At 68.5% G+C, this 17,113-nt stretch carries 16 protein-coding genes and 4 tRNA genes; 9 read left to right on the plus strand and 11 right to left on the minus strand.

The window, feature by feature from the left end; all coding sequences use genetic code 11:
• Positions 1 to 44 precede the first annotated feature (44 nt).
• The 3 genes from ACWGE0_RS14145 to ACWGE0_RS14155 are packed head-to-tail and all read left to right on the plus strand — an operon-like array spanning position 45 to position 2,099.
• Entirely contained in the window at positions 45 to 947 is a 903-nt protein-coding gene (locus tag ACWGE0_RS14145; protein WP_452261307.1) for a DMT family transporter, read from the plus strand.
• The gene (locus ACWGE0_RS14150; protein ID WP_319967470.1) at positions 944 to 1,792 is read left to right on the plus strand and encodes a bifunctional methylenetetrahydrofolate dehydrogenase/methenyltetrahydrofolate cyclohydrolase; all 849 of its coding nucleotides are present in this window, start codon (positions 944 to 946) and stop codon (positions 1,790 to 1,792) included. Before ACWGE0_RS14145 ends, ACWGE0_RS14150 begins: the two co-directional genes overlap by 4 nt.
• A 13-nt stretch (positions 1,793 to 1,805) precedes the next feature.
• Positions 1,806 to 2,099, plus strand: coding sequence for a DUF3017 domain-containing protein (locus ACWGE0_RS14155; protein WP_452261400.1), 294 nt, complete (start codon positions 1,806 to 1,808; stop codon positions 2,097 to 2,099).
• Here the strand turns inward: ACWGE0_RS14155 and ACWGE0_RS14160 are convergent.
• Positions 2,096 to 2,665, minus strand: a complete 570-nt coding sequence (locus tag ACWGE0_RS14160) for a TetR/AcrR family transcriptional regulator (RefSeq protein WP_452261308.1) — start codon at positions 2,663 to 2,665, stop codon at positions 2,096 to 2,098. The two genes, ACWGE0_RS14155 and ACWGE0_RS14160, sit on opposite strands and share 4 nt — an antisense overlap.
• A 75-nt stretch (positions 2,666 to 2,740) precedes the next feature.
• Here ACWGE0_RS14160 and ACWGE0_RS14165 point away from each other — a divergent pair, with 75 nt between their 5' ends.
• The 5 genes from ACWGE0_RS14165 (at position 2,741) to ACWGE0_RS14185 (ending at position 3,992) form a co-directional block, all read left to right on the plus strand.
• The gene (locus tag ACWGE0_RS14165) at positions 2,741 to 3,304 is read left to right on the plus strand and encodes a dihydrofolate reductase family protein (protein WP_452261309.1); all 564 of its coding nucleotides are present in this window, start codon (positions 2,741 to 2,743) and stop codon (positions 3,302 to 3,304) included.
• 239 nt (positions 3,305 to 3,543) lie between these two features.
• Positions 3,544 to 3,615 (plus strand) — tRNA-Arg (locus ACWGE0_RS14170).
• A gap of 116 nt (positions 3,616 to 3,731) precedes the next feature.
• Positions 3,732 to 3,819: transfer RNA gene (locus ACWGE0_RS14175), tRNA-Ser, on the plus strand.
• 8 nt (positions 3,820 to 3,827) lie between these two features.
• Positions 3,828 to 3,919 (plus strand) — tRNA-Ser (locus ACWGE0_RS14180).
• 1 nt (position 3,920) lies between these two features.
• Positions 3,921 to 3,992, plus strand: a tRNA-Arg gene (locus tag ACWGE0_RS14185).
• Here the strand turns inward: ACWGE0_RS14185 and ACWGE0_RS14190 are convergent.
• The 7 genes from ACWGE0_RS14190 to ACWGE0_RS14220 all read right to left on the minus strand — a co-directional run bounded on the left by ACWGE0_RS14190 (position 3,993) and on the right by ACWGE0_RS14220 (position 12,085).
• Positions 3,993 to 4,586, minus strand: a complete 594-nt coding sequence (locus tag ACWGE0_RS14190; RefSeq protein WP_452261310.1) for a hypothetical protein — start codon at positions 4,584 to 4,586, stop codon at positions 3,993 to 3,995.
• Positions 4,583 to 5,302, minus strand: a complete 720-nt coding sequence (locus tag ACWGE0_RS14195; protein WP_452261311.1) for a hypothetical protein — start codon at positions 5,300 to 5,302, stop codon at positions 4,583 to 4,585. Before ACWGE0_RS14195 ends, ACWGE0_RS14190 begins: the two co-directional genes overlap by 4 nt.
• A gap of 15 nt (positions 5,303 to 5,317) precedes the next feature.
• Positions 5,318 to 5,665, minus strand: a complete 348-nt coding sequence (locus ACWGE0_RS14200) for a hypothetical protein (protein ID WP_452261312.1) — start codon at positions 5,663 to 5,665, stop codon at positions 5,318 to 5,320.
• Positions 5,666 to 5,680: 15 nt separating this feature from the next.
• Positions 5,681 to 6,379, minus strand: coding sequence for a hypothetical protein (locus tag ACWGE0_RS14205; protein WP_452261313.1), 699 nt, complete (start codon positions 6,377 to 6,379; stop codon positions 5,681 to 5,683).
• 109 nt (positions 6,380 to 6,488) lie between these two features.
• Positions 6,489 to 9,782 (minus strand): error-prone DNA polymerase, encoded by a 3,294-nt coding sequence (locus ACWGE0_RS14210; protein ID WP_452261314.1) that lies wholly within the window; start codon positions 9,780 to 9,782, stop codon positions 6,489 to 6,491.
• Positions 9,783 to 9,842: 60 nt separating this feature from the next.
• Entirely contained in the window at positions 9,843 to 11,345 is a 1,503-nt protein-coding gene (locus ACWGE0_RS14215; RefSeq protein WP_452261315.1) for a DNA polymerase Y family protein, read from the minus strand.
• The gene (locus tag ACWGE0_RS14220; protein ID WP_452261316.1) at positions 11,342 to 12,085 is read right to left on the minus strand and encodes a hypothetical protein; all 744 of its coding nucleotides are present in this window, start codon (positions 12,083 to 12,085) and stop codon (positions 11,342 to 11,344) included. Before ACWGE0_RS14220 ends, ACWGE0_RS14215 begins: the two co-directional genes overlap by 4 nt.
• A 351-nt stretch (positions 12,086 to 12,436) precedes the next feature.
• Between ACWGE0_RS14220 and ACWGE0_RS14225 the strand changes: the two genes are divergently transcribed.
• Positions 12,437 to 13,165 (plus strand): hypothetical protein, encoded by a 729-nt coding sequence (locus ACWGE0_RS14225; RefSeq protein WP_452261317.1) that lies wholly within the window; start codon positions 12,437 to 12,439, stop codon positions 13,163 to 13,165.
• A gap of 51 nt (positions 13,166 to 13,216) precedes the next feature.
• On the opposite strand, the gene purH is transcribed toward ACWGE0_RS14225, so the two are convergent.
• Genes purH through ACWGE0_RS14240 form a run of 3 tightly spaced genes read right to left on the minus strand, consistent with a single transcriptional unit; the run spans position 13,217 to position 17,052 of the window.
• Entirely contained in the window at positions 13,217 to 14,800 is a 1,584-nt protein-coding gene (purH, locus tag ACWGE0_RS14230; RefSeq protein WP_452261318.1) for a bifunctional phosphoribosylaminoimidazolecarboxamide formyltransferase/IMP cyclohydrolase, read from the minus strand.
• Positions 14,797 to 15,414, minus strand: coding sequence for a phosphoribosylglycinamide formyltransferase (gene purN / locus ACWGE0_RS14235; protein ID WP_319967593.1), 618 nt, complete (start codon positions 15,412 to 15,414; stop codon positions 14,797 to 14,799). The genes purH and purN overlap by 4 nt, the downstream gene beginning before the upstream one ends.
• Before the next feature lie 45 nt (positions 15,415 to 15,459).
• Entirely contained in the window at positions 15,460 to 17,052 is a 1,593-nt protein-coding gene (locus tag ACWGE0_RS14240) for a cell division protein PerM (RefSeq protein ID WP_452261319.1), read from the minus strand.
• Positions 17,053 to 17,113 lie beyond the last annotated feature (61 nt).

Below are 17,113 nucleotides of genomic sequence, written 5' to 3' on the forward strand. Positions count from 1 at the left end.
CACCCCTGTCTCGGCTGGAGGAGCTTTTGTCACGGTCCGCGCAGGTGACCGGCGGTCTGCTGGCGGCGGTCGGTGGCGTGGCCATCGCGGTCCAGGCGCGAGTCAACGGATCACTGGCCCAGTCGTTGCACAACGGCCTGCTGGCGGCGTTGATCTCGTTCGGTGGCGGCTGGTTGGTGCTGATGGTGGTCGTCCTGTCGCGACAGTCCGGACGGGACGGGCTGGCGCGGTTGCGCGACGCGTTGAGGCAACGGCGCATCCGGTGGTGGGAGTGCGTCGGAGGCATCAGCGGCGCCGTGCTGGTGGGCTCACAGGGGCTCGCGGTCGCGACCATCGGTGTGGCGGTGTTCACGGTCTCGGTCGTGATCGGACAGGTCGTGAGCAGCATGGTGATCGACCGACTCGGGGTCGGGCCGGGCAAGCCGAAACCGTTCACATCCACTCGTGTCGCTGGAGCCGTCGTCGGTGTTATCGCCGTCACGGTCGCCGTGTCGCACCAGTTCACGTCGCCGGGCGCGTTGTGGCTCGCGGTGCTGCCGCTGATCGCGGGCCTGCTGATGGGCTGGCAGCAGGCGGTGAACGGACTGGTGCGCGAGGCCGCGGCGAACTCCGTGGCGACGATCCTGGTCAACTTCACCGTGGGCACCGCCGCGTTGTCGCTGGTCAACGCGGTGGCGTGGGGCGGAGTGCCGGGCGCGTTCCCGTCCGCCTGGTGGCTCTACCTCGGTGGCTTGCTCGGCATCGTCGGGGTGGGCGGCGCGATCGTGTCCGTGCGGTTCATCGGCGTGTTGATGGTCGGGCTGTGCGGTGTCAGCGGACAGCTCATCGGGGCAGTGCTGCTGGACGGACTGAGCGGGCACCTGGCGTTGCCGACGGTGATCGGCGTCGTGCTGACGCTGGTGTCGGTGGGCATCGCGGCGCTGCCCAATGGGAGGATGAAGGCGTGACTGCGACGCTGCTCAACGGCAAGGAAACCCGGGACGCGCTGTTCGAGGACCTGAAGGTGCGGGTCGCCGCGCTGCCGGTCCAGGTCGGTCTGGCCACCGTGCTGGTCGGCGACGACCCCGGCTCGCACTCGTACGTCAAGGGCAAGCATTCGGCGTGCGCGAAGGTCGGCATCAAGTCGATCCGCCGCGACCTGCCCGCGGAGACGACGCAGGAGGAGCTGGAGGCCGTCATCGACGAGCTGAACGCGAACCCCGAGGTCACCGCGTACATCGTCCAGCTGCCGCTGCCCAAGCACCTCGACGCGAACGCGATCCTGGAGCGGATCGACCCGCGCAAGGACGGCGACGGCCTGCACCCGGTCAACCTGGGCAAGCTCGTGCTCGGCGAGGAGGCCGCGCTGCCCGCGACGCCGCGCGGCATCGTGGAGCTGCTGCGCCGCTACGACGTGCCGATCGCCGGCCAGAACGTCACCGTGGTCGGCCGCGGCGTCACCGTCGGCCGCCCGATCGGCCTGCTGCTGACCCGCCGCACCGAGAACGCCACCGTGACGCTGTGCCACACCGGCACCAAGGACCTCGCGGCCGAGGTGCGCAGGGCGGACATCGTGATCGCCGGCGCCGGCAGCGCGGGCCTGATCACCAAGGACATGGTCAAGCCGGGCGCCGCGGTGATCGACGTCGGCATCACCCGCACCGACGCGGGTCTCGTCGGCGACGTGGCTCCGGACGTCCGCGAGGTCGCCGGCTGGCTCGCCCCGATGCCCGGCGGTTCCGGCCCGATGACCGTCGCGATGCTGCTGACCAACACCGTCGAAGCCGCCGAGCGCGCCAATGCAGCGGTCTGACGCCGAGGCGCTCATGTCCGAACAGCGCTGGCGCTCCGGTCCCGGCAAGCACCTGCCGTTCGCGCTGGTGCTCGGGATCAGCGCGCTCGGGCTGGTGCGGATCTTCCAGTACCACTGGCGCCAGGGCGCGGTCCTGCTGGGCGTGTCACTGCTGGTCGCGGCCGTGCTGCGGATCCTGGTGAGCGACGAGCAGGCAGGTCTGATCAAGATCCGCGGCCGTGGCATGGACGCGTTCCTCTACTCGACGCTGGGCGTCGTGGTGATCGCCGTGGCGCTGACGATCACCGGCGGTCCGTTGAGTCGCTAGCCGATGGCGCGGTCGACCAGGACCTCGATGAGTTCGTCGAGGTCCATGGGCGCCACCACGTCCGGCAGCGTGAGCCGTTCGTAGATCAACCCCGTCATCGCGAAGTACAGCGAGACGACGGTCATCCGGTCGCCGGGCAGCTTCGACTCCTCGTTGAACGTGATGTTGAAGTCGAGGTTGTCGGCGATCGTCTTGGTGAGCGCGGTGCGCAGGTCGGGCCTTCGGGTGGCCTCCAGCCGCAGCTCCATCATCGCGAGGTAGCAGGCCTTGTCGGCGTCCGCCCGCTTGATGATGTCGTGCATGAACTTGAGCGTGAGCCGCCTGTCCCTGGGCATCGCCAGTGACTCCGCGACCGACTCGTCCGACGGCATGAGCCGCTGGTGCACCCGCGTCGCCACCTCCGACATCAGGTCGTCGCGGTTCGCGAAGTAGTTCGACGCCGTGCCCGCCGGCACCCCCGCCTTCGCGTCGATCGCGCGGTAGGTCAGCCCCCGCGCACCTTCCTCGGCCAGGACGTCGATCGCCGCGTCCAGCAGCTGCGTACGCCTAGCTTCGTTCTTCGCCACGCTTCCTCCTTGCAACCACTACAGCCATAGTACTACAGTTGTCGTGGTTGAACTGGTTCTGAGGGGATGATCTGCATGCGAAAGCTCGTTTACTACGTGGCCGTCACGCTGGACGGTTTCATCGCGGCGGAGGACGGGACCTTCGACGGGTTCATCTTCGAGGGCGATCACATGGCCGGCATCAACGCCCACTACCCGGAGACGCTGCCCACCCAGTTCCGCGAGGCCCTCGGGTTCGCGGACACGCCGAACACCAAGTTCGACACGGTGCTGATGGGCCGCCACACCTACCAGGTGCCTGGCGGACTGGCCTCGCCCTACGCACACCTGCGGCAGTTCGTGGCGTCGTCCTCCCTGATCGACACGCCGCACGACGTCGCGGTGATCCGCCAGGACGTGGCAGGGCGCGTGCGGGAGCTGAAGGAAGAGGACGGCCTCGACATCTGGCTGTGCGGCGGCGGCAAGCTGGCCGCCGAACTCCTGCCGCAGATCGACACACTGCTGCTGAAGATCCACCCGGTGGTGTTCGGGCGCGGTATCCCGTTGTTCGACGGAAAAGCCGACATCACGACGTTCAAGCGCACCGATGCACGACTGTTCGAGAGCGGAGTTTCGTTCATGACTTACGAACGCCCCTGAATAAATGATTGACGACGAGCCTGCCCGCCCGTAATACTTGGACCACACCACGAGCCGAAGGGGTAACGCCATGACGAGCCAGCCGCAGCGCCGACGCTTCAGCAGCGTCAGCTTCGCGCGACCGTCATCGCGACCGTTTTCGCAGGTGAGCTCCTTGTAGTGGCGTAGACGTCACGCACAGGGAGCCGCCCCTCGGGAAACCGAGCAGGGCGGCTCTCTCTATTTCGCGATTTAATTTTACCCTTGTAGCTCAATGGAAAGAGTGCGGCGCTACGAACGCCGAGGTCCAGGTTCGACTCCTGGCAGGGGTGCTGACCGGTGCGAGGGAGACGGCAACCCACCTCATTTGGGATGAGGACACACCGCGTTCGACTCGCGGGCATCGGACTGAAATGCGCTTTCGGGCGCACTGATAACGCAGGACTAAGGAGGGCTGGCCGAGTGGTAAGGCACCGGATTGCTAATCCGTGGTCCGGGCAGCACGCCCGGCGCGCGTTCGACCCGCGCGCCCTCCGCGTCCTGAGGAGGATTGGCCGAGTCCGGTAAGGCATCCGTCTCGAAAACGGTCGTCGGCGCGCGAGCGTCGCGCAGGTTCGAATCCTGCATCCTCCGCCACACCCTCGTGGTCCAACGGACACGACACCGGCGTCCGAAGCCGGAGACGCAGGTTCGACTCCTGCCGGGGGTACTACGGCTGAATCGCGTCGAAGAGCTGCTTCGTCACGTCGCGGGCGAGCCGGCGACACTCCTCGCTGCGCGGGTCCAGCTTCTTGCCGCCGTTGCTGTACCTCGTCATCATCACCACGTTCTCGTCGAGGATCTCCAGCCGACAGCTGGGGCCATCGCGGGGATCAGCCCAGCGGGCGTCTGACCCCAGGTTCACGCTCGTGTCCTTCTCCGCACCCGCCTGCTTGCTGTTGGTGAACCCCAACTTCGCGCGCTCCACGCCGGAGGAGTCGTGCCGGTTCTCGTAGAGGGCCACGTCCAAGGTGATCATCGGCACGTCGTCGTTCTCCGACGTGGTGAAGGTGCACGTCAGCCCGAACTCGTCGGAGCCGCGGATCGGCTCGGCCTTCAGCGCGGGCGGCAGGCCGGGAACCTTCTGCTGGATTTCCGGACAACTCCGGAAACTCGCGGAGGCGTACTTGACCGGGCCTGGGGCCGGGGTGGTGGTCGGTACCGGGGCGCTGCTGTAAGTGACAGTGGGCACCGGTGTGGCGGTGCAGCCACCAGCGAGGGCCATAGTCGTGATCGCCACCCCGATGATCCGGCGTGGCCTCATCCGGTCACCGCCTGCGGCCAGGTCTCGTTCTTGAACTTGGGGTCGGACATCTGGCTCATGAGGTCACGCACCTTGCCGAGCGCCTCCATGAACCGGTTGGCGATGGCCACCAGAGTTCCCAGCCACTTGCCGACGAGGTCTCCGATGGCACCCGCCAGCGCGTCCACGGCGAACGGGATCTCGACGACGGTCGCGGCCTCGACGGCGGCTCCGACGAGTGCGCCCAGGAAGTCAGTCGCCATCTGGGCCAGGTTGACCATGTATTCGACGTTGTACTTGGCGATGTCCATGAGCCACTTGCTGACCATGTCCGCCTTGGTCCCGACAGCGATGATCGCGTCGTTCTGCGCGATGACCTTGTCCTGGTACGCGGTGCTGGCCTCGCCCTCCCACTCGTAGGCGAGGTGGGTTTTGGTGTGGACGAGATTGTTCACCGGTTGCTGCACGTCGCTGAGCCACTTGAAGGACTGCCGGATCAGCGAGATCACCGGCAGCTGGTGGTCCACGGCCGTCCTGATCAGCTTGAAGACCTTGTCCATGAACTCGCGGATCTTGTCGAGCGCGGGCCGGAGGACGAGCATCGCCGGACCGAGCAGGTACCGCCAGTCGTTGATGTGGTGGACGGCCTTGTTGAAGCTGTCGGCGCAGCCACGAGCCTTGTCCTCGAGGCCGTCGAAGCACTTGTTCAGGTGTTCTTCCTGGACAGGGGCGGTCATGCGGGTGGTCAACTCCTACACGTGGTAAGTCTTGTCGAGGTCGAGCTTGTTGACGCTCTCGGTCCGGTCGTACTCGTCCGCGATCTTTCGCAGGGTCGCGTCGATCTGGCCGAACTCGATGCCCGCGCCCGTCAGCAGTTTTTCGATGAACGTGCGGAATTCGTTGTACTGCTTGGATTCCGCGTCAGCGTTGATCATCCCGACGCCGAGGGTCGCGAGATCACCCACGAAGAACGCCGTGGACGCCAGCCACGTGTTCTGCACCGCGGTCACGATCGGCTTGGTGTCTTCCACGCGCTGCTGCCAAATCTTGGCCTCGTCGCGGATCTTCTGGGTGACGACCTTGAAGTCATCGTTACCCATTCCAATCCCTCCCCTTCAACACGTTGAAATCCGAGAAGCACTCGTCGTCCGTTTCGCTGCCGCCACCACCACGGGGCTGCGCGGGAGGTCGTTCTCCCAGGTCGATCCCGAGGCCCGCCCGCACGAACATCTGCAGGGCGTCCTCGGACAGCACGGTGTCCGACGGGTTGTCCAGCGCCTGGGGTCGCCGTGGATCGCGACCGGGCCCCCGGCGCGCATGTGCAGGGTGAGGTAGCCGAGCGGGCTGCGGATGTCGGTGACCTCCAGCTGCTTCGGATGCTGCTGCTGGCCGCGGATCGCGTCGTACTGGTCGGCCATGGCGTTGATCCGGGCCGACGTCCTGGCTTCCCACTCTTCCTGCGACAGGTCGGCGGGATCCACGAAGCCGGCGTCCGACGCGGGTACGCCCGGCTGGTCAGGAGGCCGGTGCGCGAACTCGACGGCGAACGCTCGCTGAACCGCGGTCACATAGGTGTTGTAGAGCGCGGCCGGAAAATGCTCAGGCCGCAGGTGTTCATACCATCGCGGCCGAATTCGGACATTCGTCACCTTGCGGTCCTTGTTCACGGTGACGATGACGAATCCGCTCGGATCCCGTGCGTCGTACGTGTCGGCAGGTTGCAGCTCACGGCCGCCGGGACGCGTGAGTTCGGCGAAATGCGCACGTTCGCGGATCGTCGGGAACGTCGAGTTCGGCCAGCTCAACGTGCTCAAGCGGCACGATTCCCCCAGGTGTGCTCGATGTCGCTGCCCTCGAACATAGCGGTGACCAATGGATCACGCAGCGCGATCGAACAATCTTCAAAACATTGCGGTGGAGAGCTCAGCGGAAGTCGCGCGACTTCGACGGGATGCGCAGATCGAGGTGCTGCAACCGGTCCGCCATCAGGCTCACCACGCCCTCCGCCGACTCCACCACGCCCCGCACCAGCATCGCCCCGCTGCTGCGCGCCACCCGCCGGTACCGCGCCCACAACCCCTGCGAGCACACGACGTTCACCATTCCGGTCTCGTCCTCGATGTTGAGGAACGTGACGCCGCCCGCGGTCGCCGGCCGTTGCCGATGGGTGACCGCGCCGCCGATGAGCACTCGGGTTCCGCGTTCCACCGACGAGAGTGCGGCGGCGGGGAGGGCGCCCAGGGAGTCCAGGTGTGACCGGACGAACTGGGTCGGGAAGCTGTCCGGCGACAGGCCCGTGGCCCACACGTCCGCCACCGCCAGTTCGACGTCGTCCATGCCCGGCAACGAAGGCGCATCCACGCCGACCGTGGTGCCGGGCAGGCGGTCTGGCCGGATCGCGGCGACCGCGCCCGCCGCCCACAGCGCCTCGCGGCGTTCGAGGCCGAAGCAGGAGAAGGCGCCCGCGGTGGCGAGGGCTTCCACCTGGGCCGTGCTGAGCTGCACGCGCGAGCCGAAGTCCTCCATGCCGTGGAACGGTTGTGCCGCAACGATTCGCTCGGCGTCCGCGGTACCGATCCCGCGCACCGCCGTCAAACCGATGCGGACGGCGTTCGCGCCCTCGAAGAGTTCCAGACCCGCCCAAGGCAGCGATGAGTTCACGCACGGCCCGTGCACCGTCACGCCGTGACGGCGGGCGTCGGCCACCAGGGACTGCGGGGAGTAGAAGCCCATCGGCTGGGCGCGGAGCAGGGCCGCGCAGAAAGCCGCCGGGTAGTAGAGCTTGAACCACGCGCTCACGAACACCAGGTGTGCGAACGACAGGGCGTGCGACTCCGGGAAGCCGAAGTTGGCGAACGCCAGCAGCTTCGCGTAGATGCGGCCGGCCAGTTCCTCGTCGATGCCGTTCGCGGCACAGCCCTCGTAGAAGCGGTCGCGCAGGCGTTCCATCCGGGCGGTCGAGCGTTTGGCACCCATCGCGCGGCGCAGTTCGTCGGCCTCGGCGGCGGTGAAGCCGGCCACGTCGACCGCGATCTGCATGAGCTGTTCCTGGAACAACGGGACGCCGTAGGTCTTGTGCAGAGCGTTCTCCAGCAACGGGTGGTCGTAGTCCCACTTCTCGACCTCGTTGCGCCGCCTGATGTACGGGTGCACCGAGCCGCCCTGGATCGGGCCGGGCCGGATCAGCGCCACCTCGACGACCAGGTCGTAGAACTTGCGCGGCTTCAACCTGGGCAACGTCGCCATCTGCGCGCGGCTCTCCACCTGGAAAACCCCGACGGAATCGGCTTTCTGCAGCATCGCGTAGACGCGCTGGTCCGCCAGGTCGATCTTGCCCATGTCGACGTCGACGCCTTCGTGGTCGCGCACGAGGTCGATGGCGTAGTGCAACGCGGAGAGCATGCCGAGGCCGAGCAGGTCGAACTTCACCAGGCCGATGGACGCGCAGTCGTCCTTGTCCCACTGGAGAACCGTGCGCTTGTCCATCCGCGCCTTCTCCACCGGGCACACCTCGCTGACGGGGCGGTCGCAGATCACCATGCCACCGGAGTGGATGCCGAGGTGACGCGGGAAGTTCTCCAGTTGCGCGGACAGCTCCAGCACCGGACGCGGGATGTCGCAGTCGTCGGTGGTGGTGTTGAGAGGGCCCCACCTGTCTATCTGCTTGCTCCACGCGTCCTGCTGGCCCGGCGAGTGGCCGAGCGCGCGGGCCATGTCGCGCACCGCGGAACGGGCGCGGTAGGTGATGACGTTCGCGACCTGCGCGGCGTGCCGGCGGCCGTACTTCCCGTAGACGTGCTGGATGACCTCCTCGCGCCGGTCGGACTCGATGTCGACGTCGATGTCGGGAGGGCCGTCGCGGGCGGGAGCCAGAAACCGTTCGAAGAGCAGGTCGAACCGGACCGCGTCGACGTTGGTGATGCCGAGCGCGAAGCACACCGCGGAGTTGGCGGCGCTGCCCCTGCCCTGGCAGAGGATGTCGTTCTCCTTGCAGAAGTTCACGATGTCGTGCACGACGAGGAAGTAGCCGGGGAAGCCGAGCTGTTCGATGATCTTCAGCTCGTGCTCGATCTGCCGGAACGCCTTCTCCTTGTCGTCAGAGTTCGCGTACCGGTGGTGCGCGCCCTCGTAGGTGAGCTTGCGCAGCCAGCTGATCTCGGTGTGGCCGGACGGCACGTCGAACGGCGGCAGCTGCGGCGCGACCAGCCTCAGGTCGAACGCCAGCTGCATGCCGAGCAACGCCGCGTTGTGCACGGCACCGGGGAAACGGCGGAACCGGTGGAACATCTCCTCACCGCTGCGCAGGAACGCGGCCGGCGACGGCGGCAACCACCCGGCCATGTCGTCGAGGCTGCTTCGCGCGCGCACGGCGGCCATCGCGGCGGCGAGCCGGCCGCGGTTCGCCGTCGCGTAGTGGACCGCGTTCGTTGCCACGACGGGGAGTTTGAGCTGTTGCGCCATCGCGTAGAGGAGGTCGTTGCGCTTGCTGTCCTCCGGCAGGCCGTGGTCGGTCAGCTCGACATGGACGCGTCCTTTGCCGAACAGATCGGTGAGCTTGACGATCTCCTGGAACGCTGCCTCCGGGCCGTCCCTGACCAGCGCTCTGCGCACGGTTCCCTTGCGACAGCCCGTCAGCACCACGACCTCGCCCTTGGTGTCCGCCAGGATCTGGTCGATGTCGTAGACGGGTTTGCCCTTCTCCGCGTCGTTCTGGAGGTGACCGGTGGTGAGCGTGCGGCACAGCGCGTGGTAGCCCTTCTGCTGGCGCGCAAGAAGAAGCAGGTGATCACCTTCGGGATCCGGTTCGCCGTTGGCCGGTTTGCCGAGCCCGATGCTGAGCTCGGCACCGAACACCGTGTGCATCCCGAGTTCCTTGGCCGCCTCGGCGAACCGCACCACGCCGTACATGCCGTCGTGGTCGGTGATCGCGATGGCGTCGAGCTTGAGCCGTTGCGCTTCCTCGACGAGCTCCTCGGGGTGGCTCGCGCCGTCGAGCCAGCTGAAGTTGGAGTGGCAGTGCAGCTCCGCGTACGGCACGCGCTTGCGGGTGACCGCGAGCTCGTCCACGCGCAGCTCGAAACCCGGCGGCGCGGTGTACCGGTCGCGGTGTCTTCCCCACCCCGGACCGTCACCGCCGTCGGGTTTCTGTTCGTAGGGCTTGCCGGAAAGAGCGCGTTCCAGCTCCTTCCAGCGGACCGGCGGGTTATTCCAGCCCATCGGCTTCCCTGCGCGGCAACGGAATCAGGGTCTCCAGCAGATCCCAGTACTCGTCTTGCATCAGTCGTACACCCCTTCCAGAAACCACCTCTGGTCCCTGCGGATCAGCAGGAACGCCTGGTCGTTCGTCTGCACCTGGATGCGCGCGGCCCGGTGCGGATCCGGCGCCCACCACCGTTCGTCGACCGGCCACGGACCGGCCCACGCCTCGACCTCCTGCGTTTTTCCTTTGACGGTCAGCTTTTTCGGCTGCGCGGTGAGTTCGAGGCGGCCGGTCACGCCGACCTCGTCACCCTGCGCGTCCTTCAACTCGGCGGGGTCGTCGGCGAGCGTCGCCGGTGCCCTGGTGAGCCGGCCGGGCCACGGGTGGTCCGGGTTCTGGACCGGCACCCGTTCGTCACCCCACGGCACGAGCCTGACCTGCTCCTTCGGTCCTCTGCCGCCGTCGAGCACCGGGGTGAGCACACCGTCCGGCCCGAGCAGGCCCTGGACGTGCAGGAGAGCCCGCACCGCGCGTTCGTCGTCGTGGCCCCACAAGCCGAGCTGCAACGCGGTGCCGTTGACGACCTCGACGGGTTCGAGCGTGAGCGTCCGGATGCCGGACGTGAGGCGTTCGCGGGTGAGCCAGCCGTCGAGCTGCCAGCGCACGCGGTCCGCGATTCCCCGTGGTGTCAACGGTTCCGCGGCCCGCCACACCCGCTGGAGCTCCTCGTCGTTCTCGGTGCGCGCGTGGATCCCGAGCCGCGTGCAGGCGAGACTTCTGGCGGCGAGGTTCTCGTGCAGCCGTTCCGAGAGGATCTTCGCGGCGAACGCGGCCGAGTCGATGCGGTCGACCGGCTCGTCAAAGGTCTCCGACACGGCGAGTTCCGGCGCGGGCCGGCGCTTGTCGAGCGGACGTTCCGGCAGCCCGCGCGCCAGCCGGTGCTGTTTCGTGGCCGGTCCGCCGAACCTCGACGCGACAGCGTTCTCCGGCACTTCCGCGAACGCGCCGAGCGTCTTCAAACCCAGTCTGCGCAACAGGTCGACCAGCTCTGGAGCGTCGAGTTCGTGCACGCCCAACGGTTCGAGGAACCTCGCGGTCTCGTTCGGCGGCACGATCACGCCGCGGTGCGCGGCTTTCGTGGCGGCGAAGAGGCTGTCGGCCACGCCCACCTGGGCTTCGGCGTTCGTGCGCGCGGCGATGTGGTCGACGATGCGTTCGGCAGCCAGCTCCGCTGTCTTGAAGTACCCGACCGGCCCGCGCGCCGGCACCGCGACCAGACCGGGCTGCACGACCTCGATGCCGGGCGCGATCTCCTCCACGGCCTCCGCGACCGGCTCGAAGAACCTGGCGTCGCGCTGCGGATCGTGGTCGAAGGTGATCAGCTCCGGGCACATCGACTCGGCCATCCGCTTGCGCATCGCCCGGCGGATCCCCTCGGCGCGCGCCACGGCCGAGGTGGACACGATCTCGTTGCCGTCGACGACCGCCACCGGCACGTGCTGACCGGTGCCGGTGGCGGTGCAGGCGGCGACGACGGGCCAGTCCGGGCACCAGACCACGAGGAGACGGGGATCCTTCACGCGGGACGCCCTCTGGTTGTAGCCCGCTTGGCAGCCAGTTCGTCGCCCCGGTCCGGACCGGCATCAGCCGGCTCGTCGGACCCGGACGGTTCGCCGGCAACCAGCGGGAGCTCGATCTCGTTCTCGCCGAACGCCAACAGCACCCGCCGCGGCTTGCCTGCCGCGCCGCGGCCACTGCTGCGCACGCTGATCTCCTGGCGCCGCAACGTTTCCGCGCCGTCGTCGAGCGGGTTCCAGCGCACGGACTCCGCGGCCAGCTCCACGTCGGGCGACGGCCAGGAGCCGAAAGCGATGAGGACGGCGCGGCGTTGACGGGCGCGGGCGGTCAGCCGGCGCGCCAGTGAGGGAGGTAGTGGGCAGGCGACGGCCACCAGGTCCAGGCCGTCCAGCAGGGCCGCGATCACCGGGCCGGGATCGGAGCCGGGGTGGGGGACGAGTGCCAGCCGCTGCACCGAGACCCCGAGTTCGGCCGCGGCCAGCACTCCCACCTGCGGCAGGCCGACCACGGCTGCCCAGCAGCCGTCCGCGGTCGCACCCGCCAGCAGAGCGAGCAGCAACGATGTCGATCCGCCCACCGACACCGTGCTGCCTCGCCGCAAGCCGCCCCACGGCAGCAGGCCCGCCAGTTCCCCGCGAACTGGCAGAACCCGCCCCGTGGTGTGGTCGGTGGTGGTGCTGGTCAGCTCGCTGGCCGGGTTCACCCCGAGCGCGGCCAACGACGCCGTTGCCGACCTGGTCACTCCACCCACCTCCCGTCTCGGACCGTGCGCACCCCTGTGCACGGCCGCCGCGGGAAGTTCGGCGACTTGCTTATTCGAACTCCTGTTCGAACGAACGAGATGATCGTAGCGCGCGAGCGCACCCCTGTGTCAATGCCAGAGCGTCACCCTTTTGGTGGACACGCCCACACGCGTCCAAACGGTCATCTACGGTGACCGGATCACCACGGGGTTGAAGGGGAACCACCAGGTGAGCACACCAGAGACGGCGCGTGGAGACCCTCACCGAGGCCCGCACCACCAACGGTGACGCGACGCGCCGCAGCTTCAGGCGATGAGCCGCGCAATTCTCGACGAAGTACTGGGGAAGCTATGAACCAACCACCACCACACGGCTGGCACCAGCAGCCGCCGCCTCCACCCGGATGGCCGCAGCAGCAGCAACCGCAGGGCTGGCAGCAGCCACCTCCGCCGGGCTGGGGTCCTCCGCGGCAGCCGCCCAAGAAGAGCAAAGCGCCGTTGGTCGTCGGCATCATCGTCGGCCTGCTGGCGCTGGGCGGCGGCATCACCGCGCTCACCTTCTACCTCAACGTCAACGCCGACGGCGGCAGCAGCAAGCGTTCGGACAAGCTGCCGGGAGCGTGCGGCAACATCTCGGAGGCCGCGCTCGCCAAGGCCCGCACGACCAACCCGAACGGGCTCGGCTCGCGTGAGACGAAGCTGGCGAAGGGCACGCGCACGATCTGCTCGTGGAACCAGACCAAGGGCGTCGACGGCACAGGCCTGCGCAGCACCGACGTCTACGTCTCCAGTGAGCAGGAGAACACCGACTTCGACCGGCTCGTGGCGCAGCACATGGACACCAGGGGCGTCCCGCAGCGCAAGCCGCTCGACGGGCTCGGCGACCAGGCTACGGCGGTGCTGGTCGAGGGCGAGTCGGCGTTCACCGACATCTGGATCATCGTGCGCAAGGGCGACACCGTGGTCGAGGTCGAGTACTCCGGCTGGGACGCGGGCGTGTTCACCAACAAGAAGCCGGACGTCGCGGAGTTCGAGGCCGCAGCCGTAGGCCTGGCCACGGAGATGGTCGCCAAGCTCTGAACGCGAACGGGGCCGCCTCAACGAACGAGGCGGCCCCGGCAGCGATGACGATCAGTGGGCGAAGTGGCGCGTACCCGTCAGGTACAGGGTGATGCCCGCTTCCTCGGCCTTCGCGATCACCTCGGGGTCGCGCACCGAACCGCCGGGCTGCACGACCGCGCGCACGCCGGCCTCCAGCAGCACCTCGAGGCCGTCCGGGAACGGGAAGAACGCGTCCGACGCACCGACCGCGCCCTTGGCCCGCTCACCCGCGCGCTTGACCGCGAGGTGCGACGAGTCGACCCGGTTGACCTGGCCCATGCCAACGCCGACGGTCGCGCCGTCGTTCGCCAGCAGGATCGCGTTCGACTTCACCGCGCGGATGGCACGCCACGCGAACTCCAGGTCCGCCAGCGTCTTCTCGTCCGCGGGCTTGCCGGCCGCCAGGGTCCAGTTCGCGGGCGAGTCACCGGAGGCGTCGATGGCATCGCGCTGCTGCAACAGCAGACCGCCGGACACCGGGCGCATCTCCGCACGGCCGCGCACGGGTGCCTCGGCCACGAGGATGCGCACGTTCTTCTTGCGCTGCAACACCTCCACCGCACCGTCCGCATAGGACGGAGCGATGACGACCTCGGTGAAGATCTCCGAGACGAACTCGGCCATCTCGACGGTGACCTCGCGGTTCGCCGCGATGATGCCGCCGAACGCGCTGACCGGGTCGCACTCGTGCGCCTTGCGGTGCGCGTCCGCGATGCTCAGCTCGGACACCGCGATGCCGCACGGGTTCGCGTGCTTGATGATCGCGACACAGGGCAGTTCGTGGTCCCACGCGGCACGCCACGCGGCGTCGCCGTCGAGGTAGTTGTTGTACGACATCTCCTTGCCGTGCAACTGCTTCGCCGACGCCAGGCCCACACGGCCGTCGCCCTGCGTGTAGATCGCGGCGCTCTGGTGCGGGTTCTCGCCGTAGCGCAGCACGTTCGACCGGTTCCAGGTCGCGCCGACCCAGCCGGGGAAGCCGGAACCCTCGTCGTCCGGCGCCAGCACGTTGCCCATCCAGGACGCCACGGCGACGTCGTAGGAAGCGGTGTGCCGGAACGCGTCCGCGGCCAGGCGCTGACGGTCGGCCAGGGTGAAGCCGCCCTCACGGACGTTCTCCAGCACCCAGTCGTAGCGCGCCGGGTCGACGACGACCGCGACGTTCGCGTGGTTCTTCGCCGACGCGCGCACCATCGCGGGGCCGCCGATGTCGATCTGCTCGACGCAGTCGTCCGGGGAAGCACCCGACGCGACGGTCTGCGTGAACGGGTACAGGTTCACGACCAGCAGGTCGAACGGCGCGATGTCCATCTCGCGCAGCTGCTGGACGTGCGAGTCCTTGCGCAGGTCAGCCAGAAGCCCGGCGTGCACGCGCGGGTGCAGCGTCTTGACGCGGCCGTCGAGGCACTCGGGGAACCCGGTCACCTGCTCGACCGGCGTCACCGGGACGCCCGCGTCGGCCAGCACCTTCGCGGTGCCGCCGGTGGACACGATCTCGACTCCGGCCGCGTGCAGGCCGGTGGCCAGTTCCAGCAGGCCGGCCTTGTCGGAGACCCCGATCAGGGCCCGGCGGACCGGTCGCCTCTCGGCAGGAGTGGTCCCAGGAGTCGTCACGGAATGCTCACCTTTCGTCCGTTCACGGTGCAGCCCTCACGGGCGAGTCGGCCGACCGTCTCGACGAGCAGCCGGCGTTCGACGACCTTGATGCGTTCGTGCAGGGTCTCTTCGGTGTCATCGGGTTCGACGACAACGGCCTCCTGCGCGAGGATCGGCCCCGTGTCGACGCCCGCGTCGACCAGGTGCACCGTCGATCCGGTGACGTGCACGCCGTAGTCCAGCGCGTCCCGCACCCCGTGCGCGCCGGCGAACGCGGGCAGCAGCGCGGGGTGGGTGTTGATCATCCGGCCGCCGAAGCGCGCCAGGAACGCCGGTCCGATGATCTTCATGAAGCCGGCGGACACCACGAGGTCGGGTTCGAACGAGGCCACCGCCTCGGTCAGCGCGACGTCCCAGGCGGCTCGGTCGGCGTGGTCGCGCAGCTTCACGGCGAAGTGCGGCACTCCCGCGCGTTCGGCGCGCTTGAGGCCCTCGATGTTCTCGCGGTCGGCGCCGACGGCGACCACCTCGATCGGGAGGTCGGCGTCCAGCAACGCCTGCATGAGGGTTCCGGAACCGGACACGAGTACGACGACGCGCGCCGGGGTGGGAAGCCGAAGTTCGGTGCTCAGCGTCTACTCCTGGTCGTTGCAGCAGCTCAGGAGCAGCCTAGGACGTCACCGTCCCGGCTTGCCGTCCAGGTCCTCCTCGGACTCCATGCCGAGCATCTCGTCGAACTCCGCGTCGAAGTCTTCCTCGTCTTCGAGGTCCTCTTCCGCGTCCTCTTCCCGGTCGAGCTCCGCGGCCGGTTCGGCGGCCTCTTCTTCTTCGTCCTCAACGTCTTCGTCGTCGAGGTCTTCCTCTTCGACGACGTCCTCGGGCTCTTCTTCGAGATCTTCTTCGTCGTACTCGTCTTCGTCGTAGTAGTCGTCGTCCTCGAGGTCTTCGTCGACCTCGAACTCGTCTTCGTCCACGACCTCGAGCTGCTCGAACTGGTCGGTGAGCTCGTCGTCCTCGAACACGACGTCCGGGTCGACGGCCTCCTCGTCCTCGACGTAGTCCGGCTCGACGAACTCGGCGTCATCGGCCACCACGGCCTTCGTGCGGGAGCCGGCGAGCCAGGCCACCAGCGCACCCGGCACCAGCACCCACAGCGCCACCATCAGCGCGAGCAGGCCCGCGGGCACCGTCACGGGGTCGAACGTGCCGGCCGCCAGCCGTCCACCGGCCGTCGCGGCGAGCACCAGGCTGCCCACGGCCGCGGTGACCGCAGCGACCAGCACCGCGCGGATCCGCGAGGTGGGCCGCTCGGAGACCTTGCGGCAGGTCCAGCCGACGAACACGCCGATCAGCGCCGCGCCCACCAGCACCACCGGGCTCCACACGAACGAGTTCTCCGGCATCGCCGCGAGCAGCGGCACCGAGGGCACCGGCCCTCCGACGAACCGCATCGGCGTGACCTCGACCCCGCCCATCGAGAACCCGGCACCGACGACGTAGGAGAACCCGGCGATGATCGCGTTCGGCAGGTAGCCGAGGCACAGCAGGAACACCCCGAGCCCGACCCCGACCGACGGACCGGCGCCCGCGAACAGCTCGCTGGTCCTCGGCCACGAGGCCGCGAGCCCTGCCGCCACCGCCAGCGCACCCACGCTGACCAGCGCGAACAACGCCATGAACCCGGCGCGCAGACCGTGCAGCGCCACCGGGTCGAGCTTGTCGAACACCACCTCGACCAGGCCGCAGCGGCGGGCGACGCCGATCGTGGCCGCGAGACCGGACACGGCGGCACAGCCGAAGAACGCCACGGCCGGTGTGGCACGCACTACGCCATCGCCCATCACCAACGCGATCGCGCCGCCGACGACGGCGTGCGACCCGGCGATGCTGAGCACGACGCCGCGCGCCTGGAGTGGTTCGTAGAGACCGAGACGATCAGCGGTACCCGCGGCGGTGCGCCCGACGAGCAGCATCAGCAACGCGGTGGGCAACAGCGGCAGCACACCCAGCTGACCTGCGTCGAAGCGCAACGGCACGTGGTGCGCGGCCAGCCACGCGGGCGCGGCCGCGCTGAGCACTCCTGATGTGGAGAAGTCCGCGTACGTGGCCGTCGCGGAGACCAGCGCGAGAACGGCGGCCACCGCCGCGTAGCTGACGACCACCGACCCGGCCGCGGCCGCGACGAGCACACGCATCCGTTCGGAACGCGAGAACTCCGGCGGGCGCACGGTGGTGACCTCGCGGGTCACATCGCGTTGCAGCACGGGCACTTCTCCACTGTGTCAGGCCGGCTGAGCCATTCGGGTCAGGCACGCCGGGCTACACGACAGG

This window comes from Lentzea sp. NPDC054927 (genome assembly GCF_053610285.1).

What these genes read in the sequence shown, in the direction of transcription:
- ACWGE0_RS14200 (WP_452261312.1), bottom strand. Translation starts at nt 5,665, where the DNA reads ATGGGTAACGATGACTTCAAGGTCGTCACCCAGAAGATCCGCGACGAG.
- ACWGE0_RS14210 (WP_452261314.1), bottom strand. Translation starts at nt 9,782, where the DNA reads ATGGGCTGGAATAACCCGCCGGTCCGCTGGAAGGAGCTGGAACGCGCT.
- ACWGE0_RS14155 (WP_452261400.1), top strand. Translation starts at nt 1,806, where the DNA reads ATGTCCGAACAGCGCTGGCGCTCCGGTCCCGGCAAGCACCTGCCGTTC.
- ACWGE0_RS14225 (WP_452261317.1), top strand. Translation starts at nt 12,437, where the DNA reads ATGAACCAACCACCACCACACGGCTGGCACCAGCAGCCGCCGCCTCCA.
- ACWGE0_RS14190 (WP_452261310.1), bottom strand. Translation starts at nt 4,586, where the DNA reads ATGAGGCCACGCCGGATCATCGGGGTGGCGATCACGACTATGGCCCTC.
- ACWGE0_RS14195 (WP_452261311.1), bottom strand. Translation starts at nt 5,302, where the DNA reads ATGACCGCCCCTGTCCAGGAAGAACACCTGAACAAGTGCTTCGACGGC.
- ACWGE0_RS14165 (WP_452261309.1), top strand. Translation starts at nt 2,741, where the DNA reads ATGCGAAAGCTCGTTTACTACGTGGCCGTCACGCTGGACGGTTTCATC.